Origin of the sequence: Rhizobium mongolense subsp. loessense (assembly GCF_900099775.1) — a bacterium.
Lineage (GTDB): Bacteria > Pseudomonadota > Alphaproteobacteria > Rhizobiales > Rhizobiaceae > Rhizobium > Rhizobium loessense.
Genome location: NZ_FMTM01000002.1, coordinates 264,455 through 291,222, shown reverse-complemented (window position 1 = coordinate 291,222; position 26,768 = coordinate 264,455). Strand labels below are relative to the sequence as shown.

General features: G+C 59.7%; 29 protein-coding genes. 15 read left to right on the top strand and 14 right to left on the bottom strand.

The features are described 5' to 3' along the window. The first annotated feature begins 13 nt into the window (after positions 1 to 13). Positions 14 to 340: a hypothetical protein gene (locus BLP23_RS35220; RefSeq protein ID WP_407691775.1), complete on the top strand. Its 327-nt coding sequence runs from the start codon at positions 14 to 16 to the stop codon at positions 338 to 340. 134 nt (positions 341 to 474) lie between these two features. After that, a complete protein-coding gene (locus BLP23_RS09030) occupies positions 475 to 891 on the top strand; it encodes a GFA family protein (protein ID WP_092584547.1) in 417 nt (138 codons plus the stop codon). Positions 892 to 1,166: 275 nt separating this feature from the next. Here BLP23_RS09030 and BLP23_RS09025 read toward each other — a convergent pair whose 3' ends face one another. Together BLP23_RS09025 and BLP23_RS09020 are read right to left on the bottom strand one after the other, a co-directional pair. Continuing rightward, positions 1,167 to 1,583, bottom strand: a complete 417-nt coding sequence (locus tag BLP23_RS09025) for a GFA family protein (protein WP_092584546.1) — start codon at positions 1,581 to 1,583, stop codon at positions 1,167 to 1,169. Next, positions 1,580 to 2,488 carry an NAD(P)-dependent oxidoreductase gene (locus tag BLP23_RS09020; RefSeq protein ID WP_139187045.1) on the bottom strand — a complete coding sequence of 303 codons (909 nt, stop codon included), beginning with the start codon at positions 2,486 to 2,488 and terminating at the stop codon, positions 1,580 to 1,582. Before BLP23_RS09020 ends, BLP23_RS09025 begins: the two co-directional genes overlap by 4 nt. A gap of 78 nt (positions 2,489 to 2,566) precedes the next feature. On the opposite strand from BLP23_RS09020, the gene BLP23_RS09015 reads away from it, so the two are divergent. The 3 genes from BLP23_RS09015 (at position 2,567) to BLP23_RS09000 (ending at position 5,743) form a co-directional block, all read left to right on the top strand. Then, positions 2,567 to 2,959, top strand: a complete 393-nt coding sequence (locus BLP23_RS09015) for a winged helix-turn-helix transcriptional regulator (protein ID WP_092584544.1) — start codon at positions 2,567 to 2,569, stop codon at positions 2,957 to 2,959. Between the two features lie 545 nt (positions 2,960 to 3,504). Further along, the gene (locus tag BLP23_RS09005) at positions 3,505 to 4,209 is read left to right on the top strand and encodes a carbonic anhydrase (protein ID WP_092584542.1); all 705 of its coding nucleotides are present in this window, start codon (positions 3,505 to 3,507) and stop codon (positions 4,207 to 4,209) included. 4 nt (positions 4,210 to 4,213) lie between these two features. Continuing rightward, positions 4,214 to 5,743 carry a SulP family inorganic anion transporter gene (locus BLP23_RS09000; protein ID WP_092584541.1) on the top strand — a complete coding sequence of 510 codons (1,530 nt, stop codon included), beginning with the start codon at positions 4,214 to 4,216 and terminating at the stop codon, positions 5,741 to 5,743. Positions 5,744 to 6,103: 360 nt separating this feature from the next. Here the strand turns inward: BLP23_RS09000 and BLP23_RS08995 are convergent, their stop codons facing one another. From BLP23_RS08995 to BLP23_RS08990, 3 genes are all read right to left on the bottom strand, one after another. Then, entirely contained in the window at positions 6,104 to 7,297 is a 1,194-nt protein-coding gene (locus BLP23_RS08995; protein WP_092584949.1) for a (R)-mandelonitrile lyase, read from the bottom strand. A 187-nt stretch (positions 7,298 to 7,484) separates the two neighbouring features. Beyond that, the gene (locus BLP23_RS33030) at positions 7,485 to 7,709 is read right to left on the bottom strand and encodes an MDR/zinc-dependent alcohol dehydrogenase-like family protein (protein WP_139187044.1); all 225 of its coding nucleotides are present in this window, start codon (positions 7,707 to 7,709) and stop codon (positions 7,485 to 7,487) included. A gap of 3 nt (positions 7,710 to 7,712) precedes the next feature. Further along, a complete protein-coding gene (locus BLP23_RS08990) occupies positions 7,713 to 8,702 on the bottom strand; it encodes an aldo/keto reductase (protein WP_092584540.1) in 990 nt (329 codons plus the stop codon). Between the two features lie 156 nt (positions 8,703 to 8,858). Here BLP23_RS08990 and BLP23_RS08985 point away from each other — a divergent pair, with 156 nt between their 5' ends. After that, positions 8,859 to 9,755 (top strand): LysR family transcriptional regulator, encoded by an 897-nt coding sequence (locus tag BLP23_RS08985; RefSeq protein ID WP_092584539.1) that lies wholly within the window; start codon positions 8,859 to 8,861, stop codon positions 9,753 to 9,755. Positions 9,756 to 9,880: 125 nt separating this feature from the next. After that, positions 9,881 to 10,306, top strand: a complete 426-nt coding sequence (locus tag BLP23_RS08980) for a VOC family protein (protein WP_092584538.1) — start codon at positions 9,881 to 9,883, stop codon at positions 10,304 to 10,306. A gap of 205 nt (positions 10,307 to 10,511) precedes the next feature. Here BLP23_RS08980 and BLP23_RS08975 read toward each other — a convergent pair whose 3' ends face one another. Beyond that, positions 10,512 to 10,790: an HU family DNA-binding protein gene (locus tag BLP23_RS08975; RefSeq protein WP_092584537.1), complete on the bottom strand. Its 279-nt coding sequence runs from the start codon at positions 10,788 to 10,790 to the stop codon at positions 10,512 to 10,514. A 324-nt stretch (positions 10,791 to 11,114) separates the two neighbouring features. Here BLP23_RS08975 and paoA point away from each other — a divergent pair, with 324 nt between their 5' ends. From paoA to paoC, 3 genes are read left to right on the top strand one after another with little or no spacing between them, the layout of a single operon-like run. Continuing rightward, positions 11,115 to 11,753 (top strand): aldehyde dehydrogenase iron-sulfur subunit PaoA, encoded by a 639-nt coding sequence (paoA, locus tag BLP23_RS08970; protein ID WP_092584536.1) that lies wholly within the window; start codon positions 11,115 to 11,117, stop codon positions 11,751 to 11,753. Further along, the gene (locus BLP23_RS08965) at positions 11,750 to 12,700 is read left to right on the top strand and encodes an FAD binding domain-containing protein (protein WP_092584535.1); all 951 of its coding nucleotides are present in this window, start codon (positions 11,750 to 11,752) and stop codon (positions 12,698 to 12,700) included. Before paoA ends, BLP23_RS08965 begins: the two co-directional genes overlap by 4 nt. 2 nt (positions 12,701 to 12,702) lie before the next feature. Further along, on the top strand, positions 12,703 to 14,901 hold the full coding sequence (gene paoC, locus BLP23_RS08960) for an aldehyde oxidoreductase molybdenum-binding subunit PaoC (RefSeq protein ID WP_092584534.1): 2,199 nt from the start codon (positions 12,703 to 12,705) through the stop codon (positions 14,899 to 14,901). 211 nt (positions 14,902 to 15,112) lie between these two features. Here the strand turns inward: paoC and BLP23_RS08955 are convergent, their stop codons facing one another. Beyond that, positions 15,113 to 16,186, bottom strand: coding sequence for an alpha/beta fold hydrolase (locus BLP23_RS08955; protein ID WP_092584533.1), 1,074 nt, complete (start codon positions 16,184 to 16,186; stop codon positions 15,113 to 15,115). Positions 16,187 to 16,304: 118 nt separating this feature from the next. Between BLP23_RS08955 and BLP23_RS08950 the strand changes: the two genes are divergently transcribed. Then, positions 16,305 to 17,219, top strand: coding sequence for a LysR substrate-binding domain-containing protein (locus BLP23_RS08950; RefSeq protein WP_092584532.1), 915 nt, complete (start codon positions 16,305 to 16,307; stop codon positions 17,217 to 17,219). Between the two features lie 460 nt (positions 17,220 to 17,679). On the opposite strand, the gene BLP23_RS34380 is transcribed toward BLP23_RS08950, so the two are convergent. Both BLP23_RS34380 and BLP23_RS33025 read right to left on the bottom strand, forming a co-directional pair. Further along, positions 17,680 to 17,835 carry an entericidin domain-containing protein gene (locus BLP23_RS34380; RefSeq protein WP_092584531.1) on the bottom strand — a complete coding sequence of 52 codons (156 nt, stop codon included), beginning with the start codon at positions 17,833 to 17,835 and terminating at the stop codon, positions 17,680 to 17,682. Between the two features lie 18 nt (positions 17,836 to 17,853). Next, positions 17,854 to 18,144, bottom strand: coding sequence for a hypothetical protein (locus tag BLP23_RS33025; RefSeq protein ID WP_139187043.1), 291 nt, complete (start codon positions 18,142 to 18,144; stop codon positions 17,854 to 17,856). 369 nt (positions 18,145 to 18,513) lie between these two features. Here BLP23_RS33025 and BLP23_RS08935 point away from each other — a divergent pair, with 369 nt between their 5' ends. The 3 genes from BLP23_RS08935 to BLP23_RS08925 all read left to right on the top strand — a co-directional run bounded on the left by BLP23_RS08935 (position 18,514) and on the right by BLP23_RS08925 (position 19,899). After that, positions 18,514 to 18,828 carry a PepSY domain-containing protein gene (locus tag BLP23_RS08935; RefSeq protein WP_092584529.1) on the top strand — a complete coding sequence of 105 codons (315 nt, stop codon included), beginning with the start codon at positions 18,514 to 18,516 and terminating at the stop codon, positions 18,826 to 18,828. A 24-nt stretch (positions 18,829 to 18,852) separates the two neighbouring features. Then, the gene (locus tag BLP23_RS08930; RefSeq protein WP_092584528.1) at positions 18,853 to 19,449 is read left to right on the top strand and encodes a general stress protein; all 597 of its coding nucleotides are present in this window, start codon (positions 18,853 to 18,855) and stop codon (positions 19,447 to 19,449) included. A gap of 243 nt (positions 19,450 to 19,692) precedes the next feature. Beyond that, positions 19,693 to 19,899: a KTSC domain-containing protein gene (locus BLP23_RS08925; protein ID WP_092584527.1), complete on the top strand. Its 207-nt coding sequence runs from the start codon at positions 19,693 to 19,695 to the stop codon at positions 19,897 to 19,899. Between the two features lie 696 nt (positions 19,900 to 20,595). Here BLP23_RS08925 and BLP23_RS35215 read toward each other — a convergent pair. The 3 genes from BLP23_RS35215 to BLP23_RS08905 form a co-directional block, all read right to left on the bottom strand. Next, entirely contained in the window at positions 20,596 to 21,018 is a 423-nt protein-coding gene (locus BLP23_RS35215; RefSeq protein WP_407691779.1) for an SOS response-associated peptidase family protein, read from the bottom strand. A 190-nt stretch (positions 21,019 to 21,208) separates the two neighbouring features. After that, the gene (locus BLP23_RS08910; protein WP_092584524.1) at positions 21,209 to 21,442 is read right to left on the bottom strand and encodes a BrnA antitoxin family protein; all 234 of its coding nucleotides are present in this window, start codon (positions 21,440 to 21,442) and stop codon (positions 21,209 to 21,211) included. A gap of 631 nt (positions 21,443 to 22,073) precedes the next feature. Continuing rightward, on the bottom strand, positions 22,074 to 23,942 hold the full coding sequence (locus BLP23_RS08905) for a TPR end-of-group domain-containing protein (protein ID WP_092584523.1): 1,869 nt from the start codon (positions 23,940 to 23,942) through the stop codon (positions 22,074 to 22,076). Positions 23,943 to 24,393: 451 nt separating this feature from the next. On the opposite strand from BLP23_RS08905, the gene BLP23_RS08900 reads away from it, so the two are divergent. Then, on the top strand, positions 24,394 to 24,783 hold the full coding sequence (locus tag BLP23_RS08900; RefSeq protein ID WP_092584522.1) for a RidA family protein: 390 nt from the start codon (positions 24,394 to 24,396) through the stop codon (positions 24,781 to 24,783). Here the strand turns inward: BLP23_RS08900 and BLP23_RS08895 are convergent. Both BLP23_RS08895 and BLP23_RS08890 read right to left on the bottom strand, forming a co-directional pair. Further along, positions 24,780 to 25,361, bottom strand: coding sequence for an NAD(P)H-dependent oxidoreductase (locus BLP23_RS08895; protein WP_092584521.1), 582 nt, complete (start codon positions 25,359 to 25,361; stop codon positions 24,780 to 24,782). The two genes, BLP23_RS08900 and BLP23_RS08895, sit on opposite strands and share 4 nt — an antisense overlap. Next, on the bottom strand, positions 25,358 to 26,767 hold the full coding sequence (locus BLP23_RS08890) for an FAD-binding oxidoreductase (RefSeq protein WP_092584520.1): 1,410 nt from the start codon (positions 26,765 to 26,767) through the stop codon (positions 25,358 to 25,360). Before BLP23_RS08890 ends, BLP23_RS08895 begins: the two co-directional genes overlap by 4 nt. Position 26,768: the final 1 nt, after the last annotated feature.

The window sequence follows — 26,768 nt, the reverse complement described above, 5'->3', positions numbered from 1 at the left end:
ACGGATGAATGACATGACCAAGGCCGAACTGGTCGGCACAGGCAGCGACGAACGCTATGTCCGGCGCAATGAAAAGGACGGTTCAAGGAGAGCGACGACGTCGGCGGCACTGTTCCTGTCGATCGTCGCCGAAAGGCAAAAACCAAAGCAAAGCCTGGTGAGTGCGACCGGGGGATTGGAAAGGTCAAGCACTGACCAGGCTTCAGCGTTGAACTGGCATCAACGGCGGGTAAGAGCTTTATGCGTCTGCGCGTCGAAACGGGTGACGTCATCGAAAGTGCTTCGATCCGGTCCCCGATCGTCGGGATTGGTCGGTGCTATGCGGCCACTTGCATTGTGACTTGTCTCCAGTCTTGATGAAAGTTACTCGCGCGCGGATTCCCATGAGAAATTCGCCCAGCGGTCAAGGCAAGAGTGGCGATTTCGTGCTATAGCGCGCAATCAGATGAGGTCAAGGATTGGGAGGACCTGGAAATGGTTGAAGCCGGCTCCAACAACCGACTCACTGGCGGTTGCCGTTGCGGCGCCGTTCGATATGAGTCAGATCGACCTGTTCATGCTGCGATCTGCCACTGCGAGGACTGTCGTCGTTCGTCTGGTGCGCCGATGGTCGGCTGGATGGGGGTAGCGGCCGGCAGCTTCCGAATTACCAAAGGCGAACCTCGCATCTGGTCATCCAACGGCCAAGCGCACCGACATTTCTGCGCGACATGCGGAACAGGCCTTATCTATGTGAACGAAGCCCTCATCCCCGGGATCGTCGACGTGCAAATTGCCACCCTCGACGACCCAACGATGGTTGCCCCTGACATTCAGGTTCAGGTTGCGGAACGCTTGCCCTGGTCCGAGCACATCCACGTGCTTCCAATATTCGATCGGTACCCAGATTGAGGCGGCCGCGAGAGGAAACCGCGGAAGAAGCTGAAACCCAAGCCGCGAGAGGCGGGCAATAGAGTCTTGCCGGCTCGGTCCCTCCTCGATGAAGGTTCCAGTGACGTGTTGGAGAAGGCCATCGGGCCAAATGCAAAACCGAAACACTATGCAAGGACAACGGCACCCCTTGACCCATATTGCCATTGAGGGATCGCTGATGGCAGCACGGCGGATGGGTTCGGGCCGGTAGACCGCTTACAATGTTTGAGCGCGGCGGTCGCAGTGCATTGAGGCTACTCGACAAGCTGGATCTTTGGGTTCGGCTCGTACCAGCAATGGCGGCGCCGTGACCAGAAGATCGCAGCTGGCGGCGCGAAATCTGGCTCGGCGAAACAGCCAATCGAGACGACGATCTGCTCGTCCAGCACCTCCGCCTCCATGTAGATCAGCGTGCCGCAATTCGGGCAGAAGATCTGATCCATCCAACGGCCCTTGTCGGTGAAGCGCCGGAAGCGTCCTCGCTTGCCGTCGTCGGCGATGATGGCCTGTTTGCGATAACGCGCCCGGTAGGAAAATGCCGAGCCAGTCGCTTTCTGGCAGTCCAGACAAGCGCAGGCATAGACCCTTTCCGGCGCCCCGCGGAGGGTCAGCTTCAGGCTGCCGCAGGAACAGCACGCCGTGCGGACGACGGGCTTTTCCGCACCGGTCATGGCGCCCTCATGAAACGGGCCAGTATGGCGAAATCGTCGCCGACGTGACCATTTTGGATGGCGGTTCTGAAGAGGCTGTCGTAGGCGTCGGCAAGGACCGGGTTCAGGCCGCGATCGGCGTTGATATGCCGTAGATGCTGGAGAGCGACATTGTGAGCAGCGATTGTTGCAAATGTTTCATCGTCACCGCCGTCGCGGCCGTCGCGGACCCGTTGCAGGAGGTCCCGCTCGGCCCCGTCGATGACCGGCTGGACGAGCTTGAGGTAGGTCGCGTAGGTATCGGCATTGATGTTTTCTGCTCGGTTAATGGCGAGCGCTTGAAGCGTGCCGAACAACGTGCCCCACATCTGCCCAAGAAGGGCGCTGTCGAGGGCCGATGCAGCCCCGAAATCCTCGCTGAGGAAGGCGGATTTGCCGCCGAGCGCCACAAATACCCTTTCGTTCTTTTGGTAAAGCGACTTCGACCCGGCGAAGAGGATCAGCGTGTCGGGTTCTCCGATGACATTTGGTGTCGCCATAATGGCCCCGTCGAGATAGGCGATCCCGTGGCCGGTCGCCCAGGCGCCGGTGTCGCGGGCCGCTTTTGGGGAGCCCGAGGTGAGCTGCACCAGGAGCTTGCCCTTCAGCATCTGTGTGACCTCCGGCTTTCTCAGCTGTGCGTCGGAGGCAGCATAGTCGAGAAGGTTGACGAAGACGATCTCGGCCTCAGCCGCCGCTGCTTCCGGCGTTGGCTTCGGCTGCACACCGAACGGCGCAAGCGCTTCCGCCTTCGCCGCCGTTCTGTTCCAGACATGCACCTCATGGCCGCATTTTGCGAGCGTTCGAACAAGTGAAGCTCCCATCCGGCCCGCGCCGAAGAACCCTATTGTCGTCATCGAATTGAACTCCAATATTTGAGACGTCATTTGATACGGCTGCGAGTCGGAGAGGTAAATTGCGTACCTTCAGGTAAGCGGTTACTCTGCAGTAAGGGGAGAACGGAAATGAAACGCCTGCCGGACGACGATTGCGGCTTTGCCAGTGCGCTCAACGTGATCGGTGGCAAGTGGAAGACCGACATCCTCTGGGAGATCAATCTCTCGCCGCGCCGCTTTGGCGAGCTAAGGCGCATCCTGTCAGGGATCAGCGAGAAGGTGCTTGCCCAGCAGCTCCGCGAGATGGAGGCGGACGATCTCATCAGCCGCGAGGTGTTTCCGGGGAAGGTGCAGCGGGTGGAATATTCCGCGACCGAGTTCGGCCGCAGCCTCAACCATGCCGTGACCGTGATGGCAAACTGGGGTAAGGCATACGAAATCCGCATGGCGGAGAAGGCGGGCAGGAGCGGCGGTCCGTCTTGGCGGTCGGGGCTTGAGGCGGACACAGCCGAAATTTCATAGCCGTTCTGCACTGGCTTCACCGTATTTGCTGAGCAGCCGATGACGCTTGCGTTGTCGCTCAAGCGGGACGGCACCACCCCTGCGGCCAGAATTTCTGTTCTATGGGAGTTGCCAGTCCAGTTCGTGGGACCTCCACTCAAGCCCCCCATATCAGGCTGATGTTCCCTCTTGCTCTATGTCCCGTCCTGTCGGACTTTCACCCCCAACTGCATCGGGCATGAGATACCCGTCTTAAGATCCTGCTGGATCATGATGCGGTAGTGTCCGTCGGAATAAGGGCATCTGCGAATCACCGCGAATTCGGCGGCGGGATCCCCGCGCGAAGGCGTGGATCGCATTCGTTCGATCTTGGACTTCGCGACGTGAGCGGCAATCGGCCAGATCACGTCTTGTTCAAAAAATGTTGCGACGCAATATGCTGCGAGACTCTTTTTTTGCTCTCGTCCCGCCCTTTATTGTGCACGTGCGAACACATCGCTTCTGCAACCCGCCGGATGAGAGACATCCTCCCAGTCCGACGTCCGGCCAGAGAGAGGATCCGATATATGGGTGATTTCCTGAAAGGTATCTCCAATTTTCGTGGCGCCGTGTTTCCGAATCACTCGGCGCTTTACCGCAAGCTGGCGCGCGAAGGCCAGCAGCCACATGCCCTGATGATATCTTGTGCCGACAGCCGAGTGATGCCGGAAACGATTACGCAGTCCGGTCCCGGTGATCTCTTCGTCTGCCGCAATGCTGGCAATATTGTTCCCCCATTCTCGACCCTCAATGGTGGGGTTTCGTCCGCAATCGAATATGCGATCCTGGCGCTCGGCGTCAGCGACATTGTTGTCTGCGGTCACTCCGATTGCGGGGCGATGAAAGGGCTGTGCCATCCGGAAATTCTGGAACCAATGCCGAATGTCGCAGCCTGGCTGCGGCACAGCCACGCCGCCTATTCGATTGTTTGCCAAGCCTATCCCGACGATCTCTCCGAAACTGACCGCGTGCGCGCGGTGGCAATGGAAAACGTCGTCGTGCAGCTCAACCATTTAAAGACCCATCCGTCGGTAGCTGCGAAGCTTGCGACCAACGAGATCACGCTGCACGGCTGGTTCTTCGACATTGGGACGGGCGAGGTGCAAGTCTATGACGGGGTCTTGGCAACGTTTACCGAGGTGCAGGAGGGGGAGCCGCTGCCGGTCGCCATCACAGGACGAGATCACCCGCATGTCATGCCGCGGGTTGCCGCAACGCTTGCCGGGGAGTAGCGCCATGATAAACAACGGCTCTGCATTATCGCGCGACCTCGCTTCGTCCCTGGTGGTTTTTCTTGTCGCCATTCCGCTCTGCCTGGGAATTGCGATCGCCTCCGGGGTACCAGCGGCCATGGGGCTTATCTCCGGTATCATAGGAGGCCTCGTCGTCGGCCTGCTGGCAGGCTCGCCTCTTCAGGTCTCCGGGCCTGCCGCCGGTCTTGCCGTCATCGTCTTCGGCTTCGTCGAACAGTATGGCATTGCCATGCTCGGTCCCGTGCTGCTCGTTGTCGGCCTCCTGCAGATCATGGCGGGTTTCCTGAGGATCGGCTCCTGGTTCAGAGCAATTTCGCCGGCCGTCGTTCATGGCATGCTGGCCGGCATCGGCATTTTGATCATCCTCGGACAGGTCCATGTGCTCATGGATGCCAAGCCTGCCGCAGGTGGTATCGAGAATGTCACCGCGATAAACGAGAGTGTCGGTAGATTGTGGGGCGCCAGCGTGACCAACGAGGCCGTCGCGCTGCTGGTCGGTCTCATCGCCCTCCTCGCCATGGTCTGCTGGGAACAATTCCGGCCCAAATGGCTGGCGCTGGTTCCGGGGGCGCTTGTCGGAGTTGCTGCCGCGACGGTCCTGACGACAACACTTGAACTCCCGATCGCCCGTGTGGAAGTGCCTGCCTCACTGGCAGAGAGCATATCGATGCCGACGGTCGAGAATTTTAGCCAGCTGGCGCAGCCCGGCATTATCTTGACGATCCTGATGATTGCCGTCATTGCGAGCGCCGAAACGCTTCTTTCGGCCGCCGCCGTCGACCGCATGCATGACGGGGGACGCACGCGCTTCAACAAGGAGCTCTTCGCCCAAGGCGTCGGTAACGGGCTTTGCGGATTGCTCGGGGCATTGCCTATCACCGGTGTTATCGTCCGTTCATCAGCCAACATCCAGGCTGGGGCTCGCACGCGCGCCTCGGCAGTATTGCACGGCGTATGGATCCTGGGCCTTGTTGCGCTTTTGCCGGGATTGCTGGAAATGGTACCCTTGACGGCGCTCGCCGCCGTGCTGCTCGTCACCGGCTGGCGGCTGATCAGCCTTCACCATGTGCGCCACCTGTTCGAACATCATGGTCTCATGCCGGTTGGAATCTGGGCCGTCACGGTGGCCATGGTCGTCCTGCAGGACCTGCTGGTCGGGGTGGCGCTCGGCCTTGCGCTGTCGATCCTAGAGGTTCTTCCTTATCTGCGCCGAAAGCTCGCAATCAGGCATTCCGAGGTCGACGATGAAATTCATGTCCGGCTGGGCGGAGCGGTCACCTGCAAGGACGTGCCGGTGCTGCTCAGCACGCTCGAAGGGCTGCCCGAAGGCCGTAAAGTCAATATCATCGGCAAACACCTGCTTTATATTGATCACACCAGTGCGGAGACCATCAGCGAATGGCTCAGGCGTGAGACGAAATCCGGCCGGACCGTCGAGATTCATCCGCCTCAGGCGGTGCGTCATCCCCGCCTTAAGCCGCTATTTGCGCGTTTTTCAGCAGAAGCCGCCTGATTGTTCGCGGGAGGGCAATTCTTCCGTTGCCCTCCCGTCTAAAGCCCGTCTCACTGAACCGGCAGCCTAAAACGAACCCGCCATGATGGCGGGAGCCAGAGAACGCTCCAACCCCGGCGCTCACGTTGCATTTGTGGAATTTGCTTCCGTAATTGCGAGGATGATTTGCCGCAGAAAATGCCCACCCAGTTCGTGGAGCTTTTTTGGATTGCGCGGGTGCCCACGCTCACCTTATGGCCCAAGCCCCTAAGAACGCCGGCCTGCTCGCGTGAAGCCGGCTGCTCAGAGACAGAGCCTTTGGAAGAGTTCGTCGTCAGATCCTGTTCCGCATCGATTCCTCGTTCAGGCTCCGCCGGCCAGTCAATCGATTTCGCGACCCTTGCTGTAGTCTTCGTCGGAAACCTTCTCCAGCCAGGTGACCGAACTGCCATTTAGGGCTTCGGCGACGGCAAAATGCGTCATCGGCTCGCCTGCCGACGCGCCGTGCCAGTGCTTGACCAGCGGCGGTATCCAGACCACGTCGCCCGGTCCGACCTGCTCGATAGGCTTTCCTTCTGTCTGAACCCAGCCGCGGCCGGAGACGATGAAGAGCGTTTGACCGAGCGGGTGGGTGTGCCATGCCGTACGGGCCCCGGCCGGAAAGGACACTGTCGCTCCGCCTATGCGGGCGGGCGCATCGCCCCGATAGAAGCCGGAGGTCTCAACCTCGCCCGTGAAATATTGTTCGGGAGCTCTGGCCCGGCCCTGGTCCACGCGGGTTATCTTAAGGTCGGCCCAGGCCGCTGCTGCTTGAGAGGCGGTCTTGCGACTGTCGAACACCCGCTGGAGCGCCTGCACTGCGGACATGGCTCGTGGCCAACCCGCGTAGAAGGCAACCTGGGTTACGACCTCAGATGCTTCTGCGCGGGTCAAGCCGTTGTCCATCGCCCGGTTCGCATGGAAAGAAAGCTGCTCCGGTTGTCCAATAGCAATCAACGCCGACATCGTAACCAGGCTGCGGTCGCGGGCCGAAAGATCTGGCCGCTGCCAGAGGTCCCCGAAAAGCACGCGGTTTGTGAGATCGGCAAGCCCAGCGGCGGTCGGAGCGACGGAGGCATTGACCGTCGCTGCGCGAGCCGCCTCGGCGGCAGCCTCAAGCTCAATCCGGGCCGCCACACTGTTCTTGACCGGAGCGATGTTACGCTCGTCAAATATTGTTTTAGTCTCTGCTACGGCGGAGATGGCGTTCGGCCAACCGGAATAAAAGGCGAGCTGGGTGACCAGTTCGCCTATCTCTTCGGCTTTCACGCCGTTGTCGAGAGCACGTCGGACATGACCGCCAATCTGCGCCGTCTTGCCGGTCGAGATGATCGCCGAGACGGTGACGAGGCTCCGATCGCGAGGTGCAAGTTCTGCTCGTTCCCAAACCTCGCCGAAGAGTACATCGTCGGTGAAGTGGGCAAGGCCGGGCGCGACGTCGTAGACGGCGGGTGGAGCGACCCGGCGACGTTCCTGAGCCTCGACTCCTGCCGCGGCGAGAGCGGAAATGGCGATGCCTGCGGCAATGTTCTTCATATGGCTTTCCTCTTCCATGGTCTGCTCCCGTGAACGCTAGCTCACCAGTAGCGCGTCGCGTCTAGTGTGTGAGAGATGGGTGACGAATCCCATTCGATTAGATTGCTGCATCCGATTGGGTCCATATCTCCCATTCATGAACCGGACTATGTGCACGCGTCCCGCAATAGCAGCGCCTCGCCGACGTTCAATTGGACCTGCGCAGCGTCTTTATTGTGCGGCATTCGTCCATGGCGCCATAGCCTTCGGCGACTTCGGCAAGCGACGGTTCGCGGGCGAAAACCTTGCCTGGGTCGATGATGCGATCGAGTATCTGGTCCATCAGGTAGGACAGGAAGCGGCGGACTGCGCCAGACCGCCCAGCACCAATCTTGCCGCACGGGCGGGCACAGTTCTGCGCCAACTCGTCCAAGCATCAGCGCCCGGTAGTGGCCATCAGCTGTTGCGGATAGCGTTCCCCCTCAATTTCGATCGTCGCAGCGGCATCCTCGATCTCGGTAAGGTCCGCGGCCGTCAGGGTGACGTCGACTGCTCCGAGATTCTCTTCTAGGCGATGCAGCTTCGTGGTGCCCGGAATCGGCACGATCCACGGCTTTTGGGCAAGCAACCAGGCCAGAGCGACCTGAGCCGGTGTCGCGCTTTTCTCTCCTGCGATGCGTTTCAACAGATCGACGAGGGCCTGGTTCTTTTCAAGCGCTACAGGAGTGAAGCGCGGCAGAATCTTACGGAAGTCATTGTCTCCGATCTCCGTCTCCTTGCTGATCGCACCGGTGAGGAATCCCTTGCCGAGCGGACTATAGGGAACAAGGCCGATACCGAGTTCCTCGCACGCGGCCAGGATGCCGTTGGTTTCCGGCCCGCGGGTCCAAAGCGAATACTCGTTCTGTAGTACCGCAACGGGCTGGACGGCGTGGGCGCGGCGCACCGTCTGCGCGCCAGGTTCGGACAGTCCGAAGTGCCTGACCTTGCCCTTTGCGATCAGATCCTTCACCGCGCCGGCGACATCCTCAATCGGCACGTTCGGATCCACGCGGTGCTGATAAAAGAGGTCGATAACCTCGACACCGAGCCGCTTCAGCGATGCGTCGCAGACCTCGCGTATGTGTTCGGGATGGCTGTTCAGTCCCGCCATCTTCCCGTCTTCGATGTTGAAGCCGAACTTGGTTGCGATGACCGCGCGGTCGCGGGCCGGCGCGAGCGCTTCACCTACGATCTGCTCGTTGGTAAATGGGCCGTAGACCTCAGCAGTATCAAAGAAGGTCACGCCGCGTTCGACCGCTGCGCGGATGAGCGCCACGCTGTCCTGCCTGCTCAGGGCGTGACTGTAACTGAAGTTCAGCCCCATGCACCCGAAGCCGAGAGCCGATACCTCCAGGCCGCTCTTTCCAAGGACACGTTTCTGCATTTGCATTCTCCATTTTTGCGTGGTGGGACCTGTCGGGCTACACCTGCCATGGCGCAACCGCCGATGATGATGAAACGCGTGACCTTCAAATTAGCGCTGGCGGCCACGATCTATTAGGTGCTAGGTTCGGCATGGACCTATGCTGTGGATTCATGAATGAAGCGGGACGAACTCGGGGATCTTGTCGCCTTCCTCGCAGTCGCGGAGGAGCGTAGCTTTACCCGCGCGGCTGCACAGCTCGGAACATCTCAGTCTTCGTTGAGCCACACCGTGCGCCGTCTGGAAGAGCGCATGGGCGTGCGGTTGCTCACACGAACGACGCGCAATGTCTCTCCTACTGATGCAGGCGAGCAACTGGCCGAAACTCTGCGCCCAGCCTTCGATGACATCCGGAGCAGGATCAATGCCTTGAGCGCGTTGCGTCAGCGGCCCGCCGGAACGATACGCATCACGTCAAGTCGACACGCGGCCGAGACCATACTCATGCCTGCCGTGAAACGTCTGATGGCCGAATTTTCCGAAATCAACGTGGAAATATCGATCGAGCAAAGGTTCGTTGATTTGGCCGCTGAGCGCTTCGATGCTGGCATACGGCTCGGAGAGGGCGTTGAGAAGGACATGATCGCTGTAAGGATCGGACCGGAGCTTCGCATGGTGGTTGCCGGATCGCCGCAGTACTTCGAGCGCCATACGAAGCCTCGGACACCTCACGACCTGACGCAGCACACCTGCATCAATCTGCGCCTTCCTACGCTCGGCGGGCTCTACGCATGGGAATTCGAGAAAGATACACGCCCGCTGAACGTCCGCGTCGACGGCCAGTTCATCTGCAATGATGTGCCGATGATAATCGACGCCGCTTTGAGCGGTATCGGGTTGACGTGTCTCCCCGACGATCATCTCGGTCCGCTGGTGAAGGAGGGTAAATTGGTTTCGGTGCTGGAGGACTGGTGCCCACCATTTCCTGGCTATCATCTCTACTATCCAAACCGCCGCCTGGCTTCGCCCGCATTCGCGCTTCTGGTCGACGCTTTGAGATATCGGTCGGCCTAGAGTCAAAGAAAAAACAACTCTGAGTGTTACGCAAGCGCGCCAGTACTTTTTCGGCAGTACTGTTTACAAATCGAAGCCCCGTCGACTTCGGATTTGGCGGAGCTGATTGAGATGGAGGAATGTCCATGAAACCGCGAATTTCTGTCGTGACGCTGGGTGTTGCCCATCTTGAGCGCTCGCTTGTCTTTTATCGTGACGGCCTGAAACTGCCCACTCAAGGGATCGTCGGCCGTGAGTTCGCGCATGGCGCCGTCGCGTTCTTCGACCTTTCCAGCGGGGTTAAACTTGCGATTTGGGCTCAGGATGATCTGGCTCACGACAGCGGTCTGGCGAAAGCGCCCGCGAGCAGCACCTCGTTCTCGATCGGCCACAACGTCTCGCATCGCCGTGAGGTTGACGAGGTCATGGAACAGGCCCGGCTTGCGGGAGCAGCCATCGTAAAGCCCGCTGAGGAAACGTTTTACGGTGGATACGCTGGATACTTTACGGATCCGGACGGCCACCTTTGGGAAGTGGTGTGGAATCCGGCCAATGTGCCACCGCAGGATTGAACGACTTGACGTCCGCTCCAGCGAACGGAACGGATGCCTGCATCCTGGCAAACGTGCCGCGCCGGGGATGCTGCCTTGCAGATTTGTGCGAACGCAGGCGCTGAGCCCTGCACGGTACAGAACTCAGCCCAAAAATCAGCCCGGCCTTCTAAACTGCCCAACTAAATGGGGTCAGTTCAAAGGCGGGCCTCCTTGATCCGAAAGATCACTTGTTCAGAGCATCCTTCACTGCCTTGGCCGGCGTGAAGGCGAGCTTCCTTGCAGCAGCGATCTTGACGGTGGCCCCGGTTGACGGATTGCGGCCTTCGCGCTCCGGCGTCTCCTTTACCTTGAACTTGCCGAAGCCTGGGATCGAGGTCTCGGCGCCAGATGTGGCGGCCGACGTGATGGAGGCGAAGACCGCCTCTACGACGGCTTTGCTCTGGACTTTGGTAAGGCCATGTTCACCGGCAATCTTGTCTGCGATTTCGTTTGTCGTCGTCATGTAAGGCGGTTCCTCTTGAACGTTTCCTTATCCACCTTGACACATCAGCTTCGCAAAAGGGTAGAGAGGGAACGGGTTCGACGGCATCAATCCACTGATTTGATGCGTACTTCCCTTCGGCGGTCATGATACGAGAGGCTGAGCGTGTATGGCCGGCATAAACCTTACACTTGCCTGTTGGAACGCCATTCATGAATCAGATCGATAAGGGTATGCAGCAGGAAGGCCTAATCATCGCTCGTTTCTGCTCTATCTAGCCTGCTGGCGCCTTTACCGGATCGGATAGACGCGCCTCCATGCAATGAGCGTGAAGTGGACCTGTACATGCATAACCCCATTCAACTCGAAATCTCCCGTCGGGACTTACTTATCTCGTCTGCCGCGACCGTCGCGATCACCGGCGTCGCAGCTGGGGGAGCGGCGGCACAATCTGCGGAAAACGCAATGCACTACACAACGAAAATGTCCTTCACCGTCAACGGCGAGAGGCGTGATCTCGACGTTGACAATAGAACAACGCTCCTCGACGCGCTGCGCGAACACCTCCATCTGACGGGTACGAAGAAGGGATGCGACCACGGCCAGTGCGGCGCGTGCACCGTCATGGTCGACGGCCGTCGCGTCATCTCGTGTTTGACGCTTGCCGTCATGCATGAAGGCAACCAGATTACGACGATCGAGGGTCTCGGAAAGCCAGGCGATCTCCACCCGATGCAGGCGGCCTTCGTCAAGCACGACGGGTTTCAGTGCGGCTACTGCACGCCTGGGCAGATCTGTTCCTCCCTGGCGGTGCTGGAGGAGATCAAGGCGAACATCCCGAGCCACGTCACTGGCGACCTAACCGCCAAGGTGGCCGTCACCCCGGCCGAGATCCGCGAGCGCATGAGCGGCAATATCTGTCGTTGCGGCGCCTATTCCAACATTGTCGACGCCATCGTCGAGGTCGCGGGGACAAAAGCATGAGAGCCTTCACCTACGAACGGGCCTCGTCCGTCGAAGCCGCGGCCCAAGCGGCCGCCTCCAATCCGGAAGCGAAATTTATCGCCGGGGGCACCAACCTTCTCGACCTCATGAAGCTCGAGATCGAGACGCCGACGCATCTGATCGACGTGAACGGCCTCGAATTGGACAAGATTGAAGCCACTTCGGACGGCGGACTGCGTATCGGAGCCCTGGTTCGCAACACGGATCTTGCGGCACACGAAACCGTTCGTCGAGATTACGGGCTCCTGTCCCGAGCGCTCGTCGCGGGCGCTTCCGGTCAACTCCGCAACAGGGCGACGACGGCGGGGAACCTCTTGCAACGCACGCGCTGTCCGTACTTCTACGACCCGAACCAGCCATGCAACAAGCGCCAGCCAGGCAGCGGCTGTTCGGCCATCGGCGGCGTCACCCGCCAGCACGCCGTCGTCGGCACGAGCGAGGCCTGCATCGCCACCCATCCGAGCGACATGGCGATCGCCATGCGAGCGCTGGACGCCGTGGTCGAAACGGTAAAGGCAGACGGCAGCCAGCGTTCCATCCCCATCGCCGACTTCCACCGCCTGCCGGGCAACACTCCGCATATCGAGACGGTTCTCGACCGCGGTGAGTTCATCACAGGGGTCATCCTCCCACCGCCGATCGGAGGGCGTCATATCTACAGGAAGGTCCGCGATCGCGCCTCTTACGCCTTCGCACTCGTTTCCGTAGGCGCGGTTATCCAACCCGATGGGACCGGTCGCGTCGCCGTCGGCGGCATTGCCCACAAGCCTTGGCGCGTCGAGGCGGCCGAAGCCGAGCTGCCGAAAGGGGCCCGCGCCGCCGCTGGTGTCCTTCTCGCGGACGCCCGTCCTACCGAACAGAACCGTTTCAAGGTGGACCTGGTCGAGCGCACGCTCGCAGCGGTCATCTCGCAAGCGAGGGGATAGCCATGCAGTTCGATACGCCAGCAACTACGAACCCGATCGACCAGCTCAAGGTCGTCGGCCAGCCGATCCATCGCATCGACGGCCAGCTCAAGACGACGGGCCTGGCGATGTACGCCTACGAATGGCACGATACCAAGGTCCCGTACGCCTACGGCTATCCCGTGGGCGCGGCTGTCGCCAAGGGCCGCATCAAATCCATGGACGTCTCTGCCGCAAAAAAGGCGCAAGGCGTCATCGCCGTTGTGACCGCGCCTGAAGTCGGCGAACGGAAGAAAGGCAAGTTTAACACCGCCAAGCTCTTCGGTGGTGACGAGATCCAGCATTACCACCAGGCGATCGCCGTCGTCGTGGCCGAAACCTTCGAACAAGCCCGCGCAGCCGCAGCACTGGTAAAGGTCGAGTATGCCGAAGAGAAGGGCGCCTTCGACCTCAAAGAGGCGAAGAAGTCGGCGGTGAAGCCGGACGAGTCCCAGCAGCCGGACTCAGCTGCCGGCGACTTCGATGCGGCTTTCAGGACGGCTCCGATCACTATCGACGAAACCTACACGACGCCGGACCAGTCCCACGCGATGATGGAGCCGCATGCCTCCATCGCAGCCTGGGATGGCGACGAGCTGACGGTCTGGACCTCGAGCCAGATGATAGACTGGTGGCGGTCAGACCTGGCGACCACCCTCGACGTGGAAAAGGAGAAAATTCATCTGATGTCGCCATTCATCGGCGGCGGGTTCGGAGGCAAGTTATTTCTGCGTGCCGACGCCGTCCTTGCCGCGTTTGGAGCAAAGGCTGCGAAGCGACCAGTAAAAGTGGCCCTGCCGCGTCCGTTGATGATGAACAACACGACCCACCGCCCGGCGACCATCCAGCGCATCCGCATCGGAGCGGAACGCGACGGCAAGATCACCGCGATCGCTCATGAAAGCTGGTCAGGCGATCTGAAAGGCGGACAGCTCGAGACGGCCGTCAATCAGACCAGGTTGCTCTATGCCGGCGCGAACCGCATGACGGCGATGCGGCTGGCGACGCTCGACCTTCCCGAAGGCAACGCGATGCGTGCTCCAGGCGAAGCGCCTGGCTTGATGGCGCTGGAGATCGCCATCGACGAGATGGCCGAAAAGCTCGGTCTCGATCCCGTGCAGTTTAGGATTATCAATGACACCCAGGTCGATCCCGAGAAGCCCGCGCGGCCGTTCTCTCACCGCGATCTCGTCGGATGTCTGAAGCTCGGCTCCGAGCGCTTCGGGTGGAGCGCACGAGGAAGACCGGGGTCGAAGCGTGAGGGCAACTGGCTGATCGGCATTGGCGTTGCAGCCGCCTTCCGCAACAACCTGCTGCTTCCTTCCGGAGCACGCGTCCGCCTCGCCCGGGAAGGGGTCGTTACCGTCGAAACCGACATGACCGATATCGGAACGGGCAGCTACACCATCATCGCGCAGACTGCGGCTGAGATGATGGGCGTCACCGTCGACAAGGTCGCGGTCCGGCTTGGCGACTCCCGCTTTCCGGTGTCCGCCGGTTCCGGCGGGCAGTTCGGGGGCAACTGCTCGACGGCGGGTGTTTACGCAGCCTGCGTAAAGCTGAGGGAAACCATTGCGCAGAAACTTGGTTTCAATTCCGAGGATGTCGTCTTCGAAAACGGCGAGGTCCGCTCCGGCAACCGGTCGGTGTCACTGGCAGAGGCAGCGGGCGCCGAGGGACTGGTTGGTGAAGATACTATCCAATGGGGCAAGCTTTCCGAAACGCACCAACAATCGACCTTCGGCGCGCACTTCGTCGAGGTCGGGGTAGACGTCGCCACGGGAGAAACGCGCATCAGACGGATGCTGGCGGTGTGCGCGGCGGGACGCATTCTCAATCCGATTACCGCGCGCAGCCAAGTGATCGGTGCGATGACCATGGGGGCGGGCGGGGCTCTTTCGGAGGAGCTCGCGGTGGACGCCCGCCGCGGCTTCTTCGTCAATCACGATCTTGCCGGCTATGAGGTACCAGTGCATGCCGACATCCCTCATCAGGACGTTATTTTCATGGACGAGACTGATCCGATGTCGTCACCGATGAAGGCGAAGGGGGTCGGCGAACTCGGGCTGTGCGGTGTCTCCGCCGCAATCGCCAACGCCATCTACAACGCGACCGGCGTCAGGGTCCGGCACTATCCGATCACCATCGACAAACTGATCGGCGGCCTTCCAGACACCGCTTAGCGTTTCGGGCGGTGGTTGCGATCGCAACCGCCGCCAGGCAAGCCAGAACCGCGTTGAACGGGGTCTTGAGCCCCTTATCCCAACCGAGGCTCACAAGGGCACCTATCCACCGACGACGGTGCCGAACTCGTCGGGAGCCTTCGGCGCGACCAGAATTCAGCCGCTGCCTAGAGGCTCTTTGAGTGAGAGGATACCACGGTTGAACATGAGCTCACCGGCTTGCGGAGTTGTCGGATTCCGAGAGCAATCCCACCACTTCTGTGAGGAATTGCGAACGGCCACGCTCGGAACGATCGAGGTGGACATAATGCGTGGCGCCCGCAATCGTGACGCTACGGACGTGGGCAGCATTGACGAGGTGGCCTTCAAGCGTCGTTACGTCATCGGGACGGCTCCAAAAATCGTTCTCAGAACGGATGATCAGCACGCGTGCAGTAATCGATGCAGCGTCCCAAAGCTGCCTGCCGGAGGCAAGATAGAAGCTGTCTTCCATTGCCCCGGAAGGGGAGCGGAATGCAGCTGGCTTCCGATCGCCAGATGTCGGATCGGACGCCACCGCCGCCTGTTGGTAGGCTGCGACCACTGCCGGATCACGCCAGCTTTCCTTGGCGTCGACAGGAATGGATTTGTCCCAGGAGGGCATGAGTGAAGCAGCCGTGTTCAACCGGTAGGCCCCGAACTTCGCAATGTTAAAGCGGCGGCGATCATTCGGGTCGGCGGTCTCGCTGTCCGATCCAAGTGTCGGATGCCCAGAGGTTGCGCCGTAAAGTGAATTATAGACGACGAGGTGGCTGACCTTTTCCGGGAAAAGAGATGCGTACATGCCTGCCCAATGTCCGCCGGTGGCCCAGCCGAGCAACCCGACTTGCCGGCTGTCAGTCCTTTCCCGGATAGCCTCGACCGCAGCATCGATGTCGCGGGCGACTTCGTTGGAATGGCTCAGCGGCCGGCCCTCCGGCGGACCATCCTGTCCGGGACGGTCCGATCTGCCGTAGCCACGGACGTCCACGATGAATACCTGGTATCCTCTCGCTGCCAAGTCCGCAGCCAGTGATCCTCCTTCGACCGGCAAATCGAAGGAGGCAATACCCGGCACCCGTGCTCCATGCACAAGGACGATGGGAGGCCCGTTGCGCTCTGCCTCTGTCTTGCGGACCTCCCGGATAGCCAGTTCGACATCAGGCTCAGCATTTACCCGGAAATCCTTGCGTTCGACTTCTGCGAATGTAGGCACAACACCGAAGGTCGTCGCGATGGCAGCGCAATAAAAAGCAAGTTTTTGCATGGTCACTCCTTCGAGATCATTTTCCGCCCATGGGCTGGCTCGACTGGATCGACCGTAAATCGGTGTTGCGGGTGAATTTTTCAAATATCAAAACAGTGTTTATTGATATTGTCTTGATATGATCATCAGCTTACTCCATATGCGGCATTTCATTGCCGTTGCCGAAGAATTGCATTTCGGACGCGCCGCTGCCCGGCTCGGCATGGCGCAACCACCGCTTAGCCAATCGATCAAGAGGCTTGAGGAGCGTTTGGGATTTCCGCTATTCGAGCGGACGCAACGCATGGTGAGCCTCACTGCAGCGGGTCGTGTGTTTCTGGAGGAGGCTCGTCGAACAATTGCACAATCTGAAGACGCCGTTCGCTTGGCCCGCCGAGCGGCTTCGGACGACCTTGCCCTGATTTCCATCGCCTTTGTCTCCGCAGCTCTCTATCGGCTGCTTCCTCGAGCCATTCGCGCCTTCCACGAGGTTTGGCCAGATACGACAATTCGCCTCGATGAACGTTCCACGGAGGCGCAATTGGCCGATCTTGCCGGCGGTGATATCGATCTTGGCTTCTTCCATCCGCCGATCAAGATTGTCGATGGCCTCGCCGTGGAACTGATACACCGGGACAAGCTGGTTGTCGCAGCACCATCACATCACCCCCTCGCTGTTTCGAAGTTTTGCCGGCTTGCTGATCTGGCTGGACACGATTTCATTATGTTTCCTTACCCACAAGGCCCGACGCTACATGGGAAGATTACAAATGCCTGCAGGACGGCGGGGTTCGTACCGAATGTCGTCCAGGAAGCAAGGCAGATGCATACGATTTTGAGCTTGGTCGCCGCGGGGCTTGGCGTATCATTGGTGCCCTTGGGCGCGACGACGATGAAGATCGCTGGTGTAGTATTCATCCCACTGATTGATGCACCTGTAGACCTGGCCTGGGAATTGGCCATGGGATGGCAGCCACGAGGTGCGCGAAAAGCACTGCGAAGCTTCCTGGAGGTGGTACGATCGACAAGTCAGGAGCTGAAGTCCGAAGCGTAGACTGCCTCCCTAACCAACGCGAAAGCCTTTTAACGATTGGAGGCACAGCTGCTGTCCCGGTTAACACAGGGTCGGAAGAGGAGCCGCTTTGGCGTGAACAAATGCGGAAGATTACCCTTCCAAGCGACACATCGACCCTGGCAAGGCCGGATATCTCATGCATTCGGTTGCAGAAGTTAGTGCCGCAGGCGCCAATGTTCAATGCGCACGCTGGGGTCAAGCGCTATGTCGAAACACAACCTTGAAAACGAGGGGGAAGCCCGCCTTCAACGAATTGCACAAGCCGCGCGTCGGCGCTCACGGTTTCGCGTGAGCTCCGATGCGCTCGTCGTCAGCCGTCGCGCTTCCGGGCCCTTGCGCTTTTCCGATCCCTAAACGCAGGCGTTGGCCGACCGGCGGAAAGGTCCGCCCGCGAATTTGGCCCGAATGGCCGAGAACGGGTCTCTACTGTGCTTGCCGCTCAATTCGCCGCTGCTCTGCCTACCCGATTTCCGGCATTTTGGGTGGCATCCACGGTGTTGGCCGTATCACGCCCGACGCCGCGGATAGTGTTCCCGCAAGAGGAAAGGGCGAGAAGCACGCAGCAGGCGGCGGCGATTTTTGTCGTCGGTAACATCTCATAGCTCCTTTGAGTTTAGGGCCGTTTGCGAATTCGCGACGCCTTTTGTTGGTCGACATCCTTGGTACTCTCGGAGAGAAATACGTCGGTGTGCCTGCGCGCAGCTTCGCGAAGCGCGTCCATCCTCGCAAGGTCGTCTGCCTTGGGACCGGTGGTGCCTTGACCGAATTTCGGTAAAGCCTGGCCCCAGTGCTCAACGCTTTTGTCATCTTGCCGGCGTTCCTTCTGCCCGGCGCGCAGGCATAAAGGCCGTCCGCCGTTTTCATTGACACCCTCCCATCGGGCACCTTTTGTTCCGCTGATCATGACGATCTCCTTCCATGAAAGAAGAACTGCCGGGGAGGGCGTGTGTTCCGTCGCGGCGAGAATAAGCGCGGCGCGCGATTTCATATGTTCGCCGGCCTGGCCGCAGAGATCCTCTGCATCGAGTGCGGCGGAGCCTTTGAACTCTTCGACGGTAGTGTAAGAGACAAACCTGAACGCGACGCCCGCGCGGCATGTTCCGATCAGCGACGAAGGGGGTGCATTTTTCGCTCGCCTCTGGATGCAATCAATCGAAAGAATGGAATTCCGGCCGGCAACCAACTCATACCTGCGCCGGCTGGAACTTAAAAGGCAGCATGGTGTTTCTCTGATCACGGATCCGACATGAGGTCGGCAAAAAAGGAAACACCGATGAAAAACATCATTATCGTGGTGGCCCTCGGGGCATCCGCGCTCTCTGCACTTGCCCAGACCACCCCCGCTCCCTCGTCGAACGGAAATACACCTGCAGTAGCGACCCCGGACACGAAAAACCCGGCGGCGCCTGTCGAAGGTGCCAACAGCTTTACGGAAGCCCAGGCCAAGGAGCGCATCGAGAAGGCAGGTTACACCGATGTCAAAGGCCTGAAGCTCGATGACAAGGGGATCTGGATGGCGTCCGCCACCAAAGACGGCAAATCGTTATCGGTCGCACTCGACTACCAAGGAAATGTAGTCGCCAAGTAACCAGCACCATCAAGGAGAAGAACAATGAGAACTGTAACTGGACTATTCGACGACTATGCGGACGCGCGCTCGGTCGTGAACGAACTGGAGTCGGCCGGCATTCCCTCGGATGATATCAGTATCGTCTCCAACAATGGGCGCGATCAGGACACCTCTGGCGCAGCAGAAGGTGCGGGAACCGGCGCCGGTATCGGCGCGGCGGTGGGTGGCGCCGGTGGACTACTTGCCGGGCTGGGTCTTTTGGCCATTCCAGGCGTAGGACCTGTCGTCGCAGCCGGTTGGCTTGCCGCGACCGCGGCTGGCGCCGCTGCTGGCGCAGTTGCTGGCGGAGCTGCGGGCGGCCTGATTGGAGCGCTCACCAGTTCGGGAGTCTCGGAAGAGAATGCTCACCTCTATGCGGAGGGCGTGCGTCGGGGCGGGACGCTCGTGACTGCAAGGGTGGACGAAAGTAGGGTCGCTGAAGCCGAAGCCATCCTCCGGCGCTCCAACTGGGTGGATCCGGCCGAACGCCGCCGTGCCTATATGGAGGAGGGCTGGACACGGTTCGACGACAGTCTCGATCCCTATAGCCCCGAGCAGATCGAACAGGAACGGAACCGCTACCGCCGTAACGCACTCTAGCGCGGGATTGAGAGCACGACTCTCTTCGGGTCTGCCTATGATGTCGCGCGACTTGCGTTAGGCTGGACACTTTTTTCGGGAAGCGGCGACCAGACGACTGGCGATTTGGCCTCGGCCCACATCGAGCCTTGTCATAACCGTCCGGTCGTTGCCCCCGAGGGCTCGAGACTGCAGCCTAGGTTGCAACTTGCGTCAGCAAGCGATTGAGCGGGACGAGATGGTGGCTGAGGGACGGAATGGGCAATGCCTTCTCATTTGATCCGCAACACCAACTATGATGCGGCGACCCGCACACTCTCGGTCTGGCTGGTCACCAGCGAGAACCGCTACGACTACGAGGATGTTCCTCCCGAGACATATGCGGCGTTTCGGCGGGCCTTCTCGAAGGGAAGGTTCTTCAACGCCCATATCAAGAATCGTTTCACATATCGAATTTCCAAGGAGGAGTGACGTGTTGGCCCTCCGGGGGGTGGCGGCGCTGGGGTGTGGCGAGAAGGGACGAACCACCAGGACATACGCCGTATCTGGCAGACGGTGTCCTGAACCACGGCCGTGCGAGCGATCTTGTCCTATCTGGAACTTCGAAGAACCTAACGCCGGATTCGGACAGGCTGCGAACATACTCTCATCGGTACATGGCGCATAGGACTGAGAGCTGCGATTGGGCCCAATCGCGGGCGATCTGTTGGGTTTCTGTCAGTCCAGACAAGAGCGCGCCAATTTCGCCGCTGATGTCAAGGTTTGTATCTCTTATCCGGCACTCAACAGTATCAAGCGTTATCGTGGCCACAACCTGACTGTCGAGTGGCGGCGTCTGAAAAAGCGCCTCTGAATCGGCCTCGCACGTCAGCAATGCCCTTGCCGTGACGGAGGAGACACTCCCCGAAACGGAGCAGAAATCGACCGACTCCACCTGAAACCGGACGGTTTGATTTGGACCGACGGGAATCTGTTCGCACAGCTGCAAGGCGGCAATTGACCTGGCGATCCTTGGCCACTCCGGGGTGTCGAGGGCTGATCGGCAGTCTGCTGAGACTGGGGCATAAGACCAAAACGAGATTGCTGCCGCAATGCAGCAAGCTTTGGATTCTCTGGAAAATCGCTCCCTCATTGACCATCCTCGTTGGCCGAGATGTCGATTTTACGCTACTTGGCGACAGTCACCAAAGGGTTCCGTCCGATGACCGGACAACAAAAATTGAGAACTGGGCTCTCGGAGGCTGCCTTCGGTCGCGGCCGCAGAAGTCCTGCTTCGGGTTGTGAGCTCCAGCCGGTGCCGCCAGATTGCGGCTCAAGGACGACGATCTGTCGAGCCAGGATTGGGCAGAAGCCTGGATCAGGTTCTGTGGTCAACATCGTGCACGACGCGGGGTGGTTTTCTTCGCTCTCCCGCCAAAGGCTGCCGATAGCCATGAACGGTGCGCCGACCAAGGTGGACCGATGCGGCGTTACGATAGTTCGTGCCCGTAGCTCGAAGAATGCCGAGGCAGGGACGAGGCACCTCTTGCTGTCGCGCAAGTAGCGGCCTCGGAGACCGGAAATTGAAGGCGGCCGCAAGCCGTCCTTCATGGGAGACAGGCTGACGACGCTCTTACGGGTGCGCATTACCAGGCCCGTATCGCCGAATCTGATGTCGTCGGCCCGAAATCGAGCTCGGATTGGTGATCCGGTCGTCCGGGCGCGAGATAATTGCATCATTTTGCAGTGGCAGACATCGAGCCGCGCCAGCGGACATTTGGCTGCGCTTCGATCGAGCGGCTCAGGTCTTGTCTCTCATTACCGCCCGCAATGTCTCGTTGATGCGATCCTGCCAGCCGGGGCCGTCTTCCTGGAAATAGGCGAGCACATCGCTGTCAATCTTGAGCGAGACAAGCTCTTTCGTTTTTGGGGCCGCTGGCCGGTCGACCGCGGGTGCTGCGGCCTTTCTCGCTGGCTTGAACAGCGCTTCGGCCGCGTCCATTGGATTGAGAGGTCTGCGAGGCGGGTTTGCCATGAGCGAATCTTTCTATTTAGACAGCAGCCGTAACCGTCAGATCCGTTAAAGGCATATCACCTTTTCGCCGGTTATGTGAACCGCTCCAACCCGCCGAAGATGTGTGCAAACGATGTCTTGTTACTTGAAATGCCCGCGTCGCCATCACACCTATCGCTCACTACCCGTTTCGATAACTTCCTGCAGCGGCAATTGCCGCTACGTTCGAAGCCGTCCGGGTCTGAGAAGGCGCTCCCCGAAAGGGTCGAGCGCCTTTTCGTTTGTGCGCCAGGCATGCGCGTGGTGTGTGAACACCGTTTGGCCGGGATGGTATCCGGCCGATGACTTGGAGGTGAGAGTCCTCGACAGGCCCTGGTGATGGGAACCGTTAGCTGAACAGCAAGGGCGTCGTCGCGAGGTGGGGTCTGACGCCTGAGTCATGATTTTCGTCCTCATGGAATGCCGGAAATCCGAAAACCAATTTAATGCGTGCCGATGGGGACGTAATGGCTTGAAATTGGCAAGCCCAGGCCGTTGTCGCGCCGAAACGGCATTCTGACACCATTTGCCGCCCTCTCCAAGTCGGCTTCGAGGCGATGACTGGCGGCGAAGGACGAGGCAACCTGAAAATCTGTTTCCAGATCAGTGTCTCTTAGTCGAGGAGCTCAAGCACCTTAAAGAAATGCGGATGACGACGGATCGGGTCGAGATCCGAGTCGTATTTCACCCACCTTTTTGTTTCGTGGGTGGCGCCCGGGAGAAGCTCCACCAGCAGGCCGATCGCTCGTTCATGTTCACCCTCGAGCGAGTAGAAGCAAGCGACGTTGTATTTCGCCAGACGGTCGTCGGGATCGATGGTCAATGCGCGCCCTGCCCATTCCTTAGCACGATCCAGCTCACCAAGGGCCGCGAGACCCAAAGCCCCCAGGTAGGCGGCTCTCGCATTTTCCGGACGCAAAACGAGCTCACGCTCGGCGCGCGCAACACCCTCACGCGCCGCTATCTTCATTTCCTGCTCGCGCCCGAGCGATCGGAGAACGTTGATGAGCACAAGCAAGGCCTGGTAATCGTCAGGCTTGATTTCTGCGGCGCGCTGGAAAAGCCTGGCCGCTTCGTCCAGTTTGCCCTGGGTGAAGCAGGCGCGGGCATAGAAGTAATAGGCTTCAAACAAATTGGGATCGAGGGCAATTGCCTGATCGAACTCCGCCATCGCATCCCGATGTCGCTCGCGAAGCGAAAGAGCGAGGCCGAGTGAAGCATGCGCTTCTGCAAGACCGTTCTCAAGATCCAGCGCCTTGGCGCTGGCCGCCAAAATGCCGTCGATCGAGACATCAGCGTTATAGTGAAGGAAGAGAAAGGAATCGCAGTCCGCAATTCCGGCGTAGGCCCGGGCATAGAGTGGGTCGAGTTCGACGGCCATGGCGAACATGCGCTTCGCCATGACGTAATGAGATTTGGAGTGCCAATGCAGGAAATGCCGTCCTCTAAGGTAATACGCATAAGCCTCGAAGCTCCCGGTCGGGGCCTGACAGATGACTTTCTTCTCCTCGGGCAGCAGCTTGACCTTCAAGTGGTCCACGATGGTATGGGTGATCTCGTCTTGGAGGGCGAAGATGTCGGTGAGATCACGGTCGTAGCGATCGGCCCAGAGATGGCCTCCGCCCTTGCCCTCGACGAGCTGCGCGGTGACGCGCACACGCGAGCCGGCCTTGCGGACGCTTCCTTCCAGAATATAGTTCACCCTGAGATCCTGGCTTACCTGCTGCACCTTCGCCGGCTTGCCCTTGTAGGTATACACCGTATTGCGCGCGACGACGAACAAACCGGAGATTTTTGACAGGTCGGTAATTATGTCCTCGGTGATCCCATCACTAAAATATTCTTGCTCGGGGTCGCCGCTGATGTTGTTGAATGGCAGGACCGCGATGGACGGCTTTTCGATCTCCCAAGGCTCTACTTGGCTCGCATCCGAGCCGCTCGGAGCCGGAGGAAAGTCCAGGGAGATGCCATAAGCGCGCACGGGCCTGTCGATGTTCTTGAGCGCCTGCTCGCCCATGTCCTCGAACCGAACATCGAGCCGGTTGCCGACATTATCTCGGACGGCTGCAGAGACCGCGATTCCGCCCGGCGCCGCTATGCTTTCAAGCCTCACCGCCACGTTGACGCCGTCCCCGAAGATGTCGTCGCCCTCAACGATCACGTCCCCAAGGTTGATGCCCATACGCAGCTCTATTCGGCTGCGCTGCGGCACACCCGCATTACGCTCTAGCATGCCCCGCTGGACTGTGGCCGCGCAGGTGACCGCATTCACGACGCTCGGAAATTCCGCCAGAAATCCGTCGCCAGTGAGCTTCACGATGCGACCCTCACATTCGGCGATCTTGGCGTCGATCAGTTCCTTGCGATGCGATTTCCATGCCGCGTGAGTGCCTTCCTCGTCCCGGCCCATGAGTCGGCTATAAGTTACAACGTCTGCGGCGAGGATTGCCGTCAAACGTCTGTGCACCGTCGGATCGTCCATGTGACCATCTCGTTTCCGTGTACTGCCACGCTCGGGGTGCCATAATTCCAGGCCAATCCGATCATACTCCAGCGGCTGATGAATGTCTCTTTTTGCTGCCGCCAAGTCCTTCGAACTTGCGCTTTCGGGTCGTTCACGAGCGCCGATATTCCGAGGGTGCGGGTCAAGTTCCATAATTTTTACGCGGTCTTACGATTGAGCCTTGTGCTTCCAAACAGTTGAAACCGCAGCACGTCGAGATCTGTCTCACGGGCTAAGGAAAAAGAAGACAATCGCCATGGCTGCGGCCGGTTTTCGGATGCCGGGTAAGCTAACGCAATTGAGGTCGAACTGGATGGCCTTTACGTGATCTGGACGGCGGCGTTAGGGTTTCCCTCTGGGAGATGAGGCTACGGTCTTGGAACCACGACGGTTTTCGCTATAACTGATAGGGTTCCAACGAGGCTCTTCCATGACGAAGGTTTTCAATCCGCCGTCGGTTCGCCGACCCTTCGGAAACTATAATCACGGCCTGCTGGTGCCGCCCGGAGCTTCGTTGCTGGTGACATCCGGCCAACTCGGGATCGGCCTCGACGACACGGTGCCCGAAGACGTGACGGCGCAGGCCGAGCTGTGCTTCGAGGCGATCAGGGCTATACTCGAAGAGGCGGATATGAGCTTTGCTGATGTCATCCGCATTTCGGGCTTCCTGACGCGGCGCGAGGATTTTTCGGCCTATATGGCCGTGCGCGACCGCGTTACCGCGGACCTGAAGCCCACGTCGACGCTGATCATCGTCAGTGGCTTCACCCGGCCGGAATTTCTGGTCGAGGTCGAAGTGACGGCTGCTAAGGTTTTCTAGAACCGCTCCATTGCCGTCTTCACCTTACCAAGGAATGCAGCGCGCGTTTCCGCCGTGCAGTTGTTCATGTCGTAATGGGCGAGGAAAGTGACCGGCCTCAGTGGGTTTATCTGGGCGCGCAGCACCCGCTTGACGATCTTCTTCGGCGGATTGCCGGCGACGAAGGCGCGAAAAGGCGTGGCGCCGTAAGTCAGGACGGCTGCTAGTTTTCGGATGTGCCGGAGCCGCGATTGCACCCGTCCGTCAACCAGCTCGAAAGATACACCCGGCAGCCAGACGCGGTCGAAATATCCTTTGAGGATCGCCGGGAAACCGAAGTTCCACACGGGTGTGACGATGACGAGCCCTTCCGCCTGCTTGAGGCGATCGACATAAGGTTTCACCAGCGCGATATTCTCCGGATATTCATGATAGACGAGACGATCGCCACGGGAGAGCACCGGATCGAAGCTTTCCGCATAAAGATCGCAGCCATCGACAGTGTGTCCGGCCGTGACGAGACTATCGAGCGTCTGTCGGTAAAGGGCAGCACCGTAACTTGCTTCCACCGGATGGGAATGAAGGACGAGAACCCTCATGAGGGCTCCATGATGCTGGCAAGACCCGGGAACAGATAGTTCTTGCCTGCCGAGAAGTCGAAATTCGGGTTCTCCCAGGCAATCATCTTGCCGGGATTGAGCAAGCCCTTTGGATCCGTTTCGTGCTTGAAAGCAAGCTGAATCTTGTCGGTCCGCTTCATGCCGCCCTCCTCCAGCGTATAGCGGTGCGGATTGAAGATCGGGCAGCCATGATCCTGATGGATCTTGATGATTTCCTCGAGGCGCTCTTCCGTCGTGTAGCGCACCAAAGGCAGGCCGGAGCACTGGATCTGGCCGTCGAACCTGATGAATTCGAGATGCCCAGGCACTTCATCGCCGAAGATTTCGACCATCTTCTGAACCTTCTCGACATGGTCCGGTCCCGGATACTGGACCTGAAGATAGGTGAATTTCGGATCGATCTTCAGCGCGCGGAGCGTCGTGTGATTCCAGGCAAGCTCGTAGGCATGCGGAATACCCCGCATGCTCTCCACCTTGTCGGAACGGAAAATGATCTCGCCGTTCTGCGATGCCGCAAAGGCAAGAAACGCATCCATGGAGTGCGGGGCAATCATCAAGACGACGAGTGACTGATCCTTGCGGATGTAGGGCCGGTGGCGGGTGAAATAGTCATGCGGGATCGGGGCGGCAATCGGCGCGATTTCCTTGACGAGGATGCCGTTGCACCGCGCGAGCTTATCGGAGAAGCGGACGGCCGTCATGAAATCGTCATAGCCGACCAGCACGTCCACCCAATCGTAGGCCGGCGCGAGCGGCATTTCGATCTCGGTGATGATGCCGTTCGTGCCGTAGGCGTGGCTCACCTTCTGCAGGTCCCAACCCGTCAGGTCGAGTACCCGCGGTTCTGCTTCCATAGTAACGACGCGCAGCCGCAGGATATTGCCGAGGTCGCGCAGTCCACCCCAGGTGATCGAGCCGACGCCGCCAGAGCCGCCAGCAATGAAGCCACCGATCGTTGCGGTCTGGGCCGTCGACGGGTGGAAGCGCAGTTCCTGGCCGGAATGGGCCTTCGTCTGCTTGTCCAGTTGCGCGATGACGATGCCCGGCTCGCAGATGACGCGCCCAGGATGGATTTCCTTGATCTTGTCCATGGCCGCAAGATTGAGCACGATGCCGCCGGAAAGCGGCATGGCCTGGCCGTAATTGCCGGTGCCGGCGCCGCGCGGCGTCACGGGTACGCCATGTGCGAAGGCGACCTTCAGCGCCTGGATTACTTCGGCTTCGTTTTTCGGCGTAACGACGAGATCAGCGGTCACGTTGTCGAGCTGGGCCTTCAGGATCGGCGAGTACCAATAGAAATCGCGGCTCTTTTGACGCACGAGCGCTGGATTGTCCTCGATGGCTATGCCTGCAAGTTCCTTTTTGATCTTCTCGTAATCCGGCATG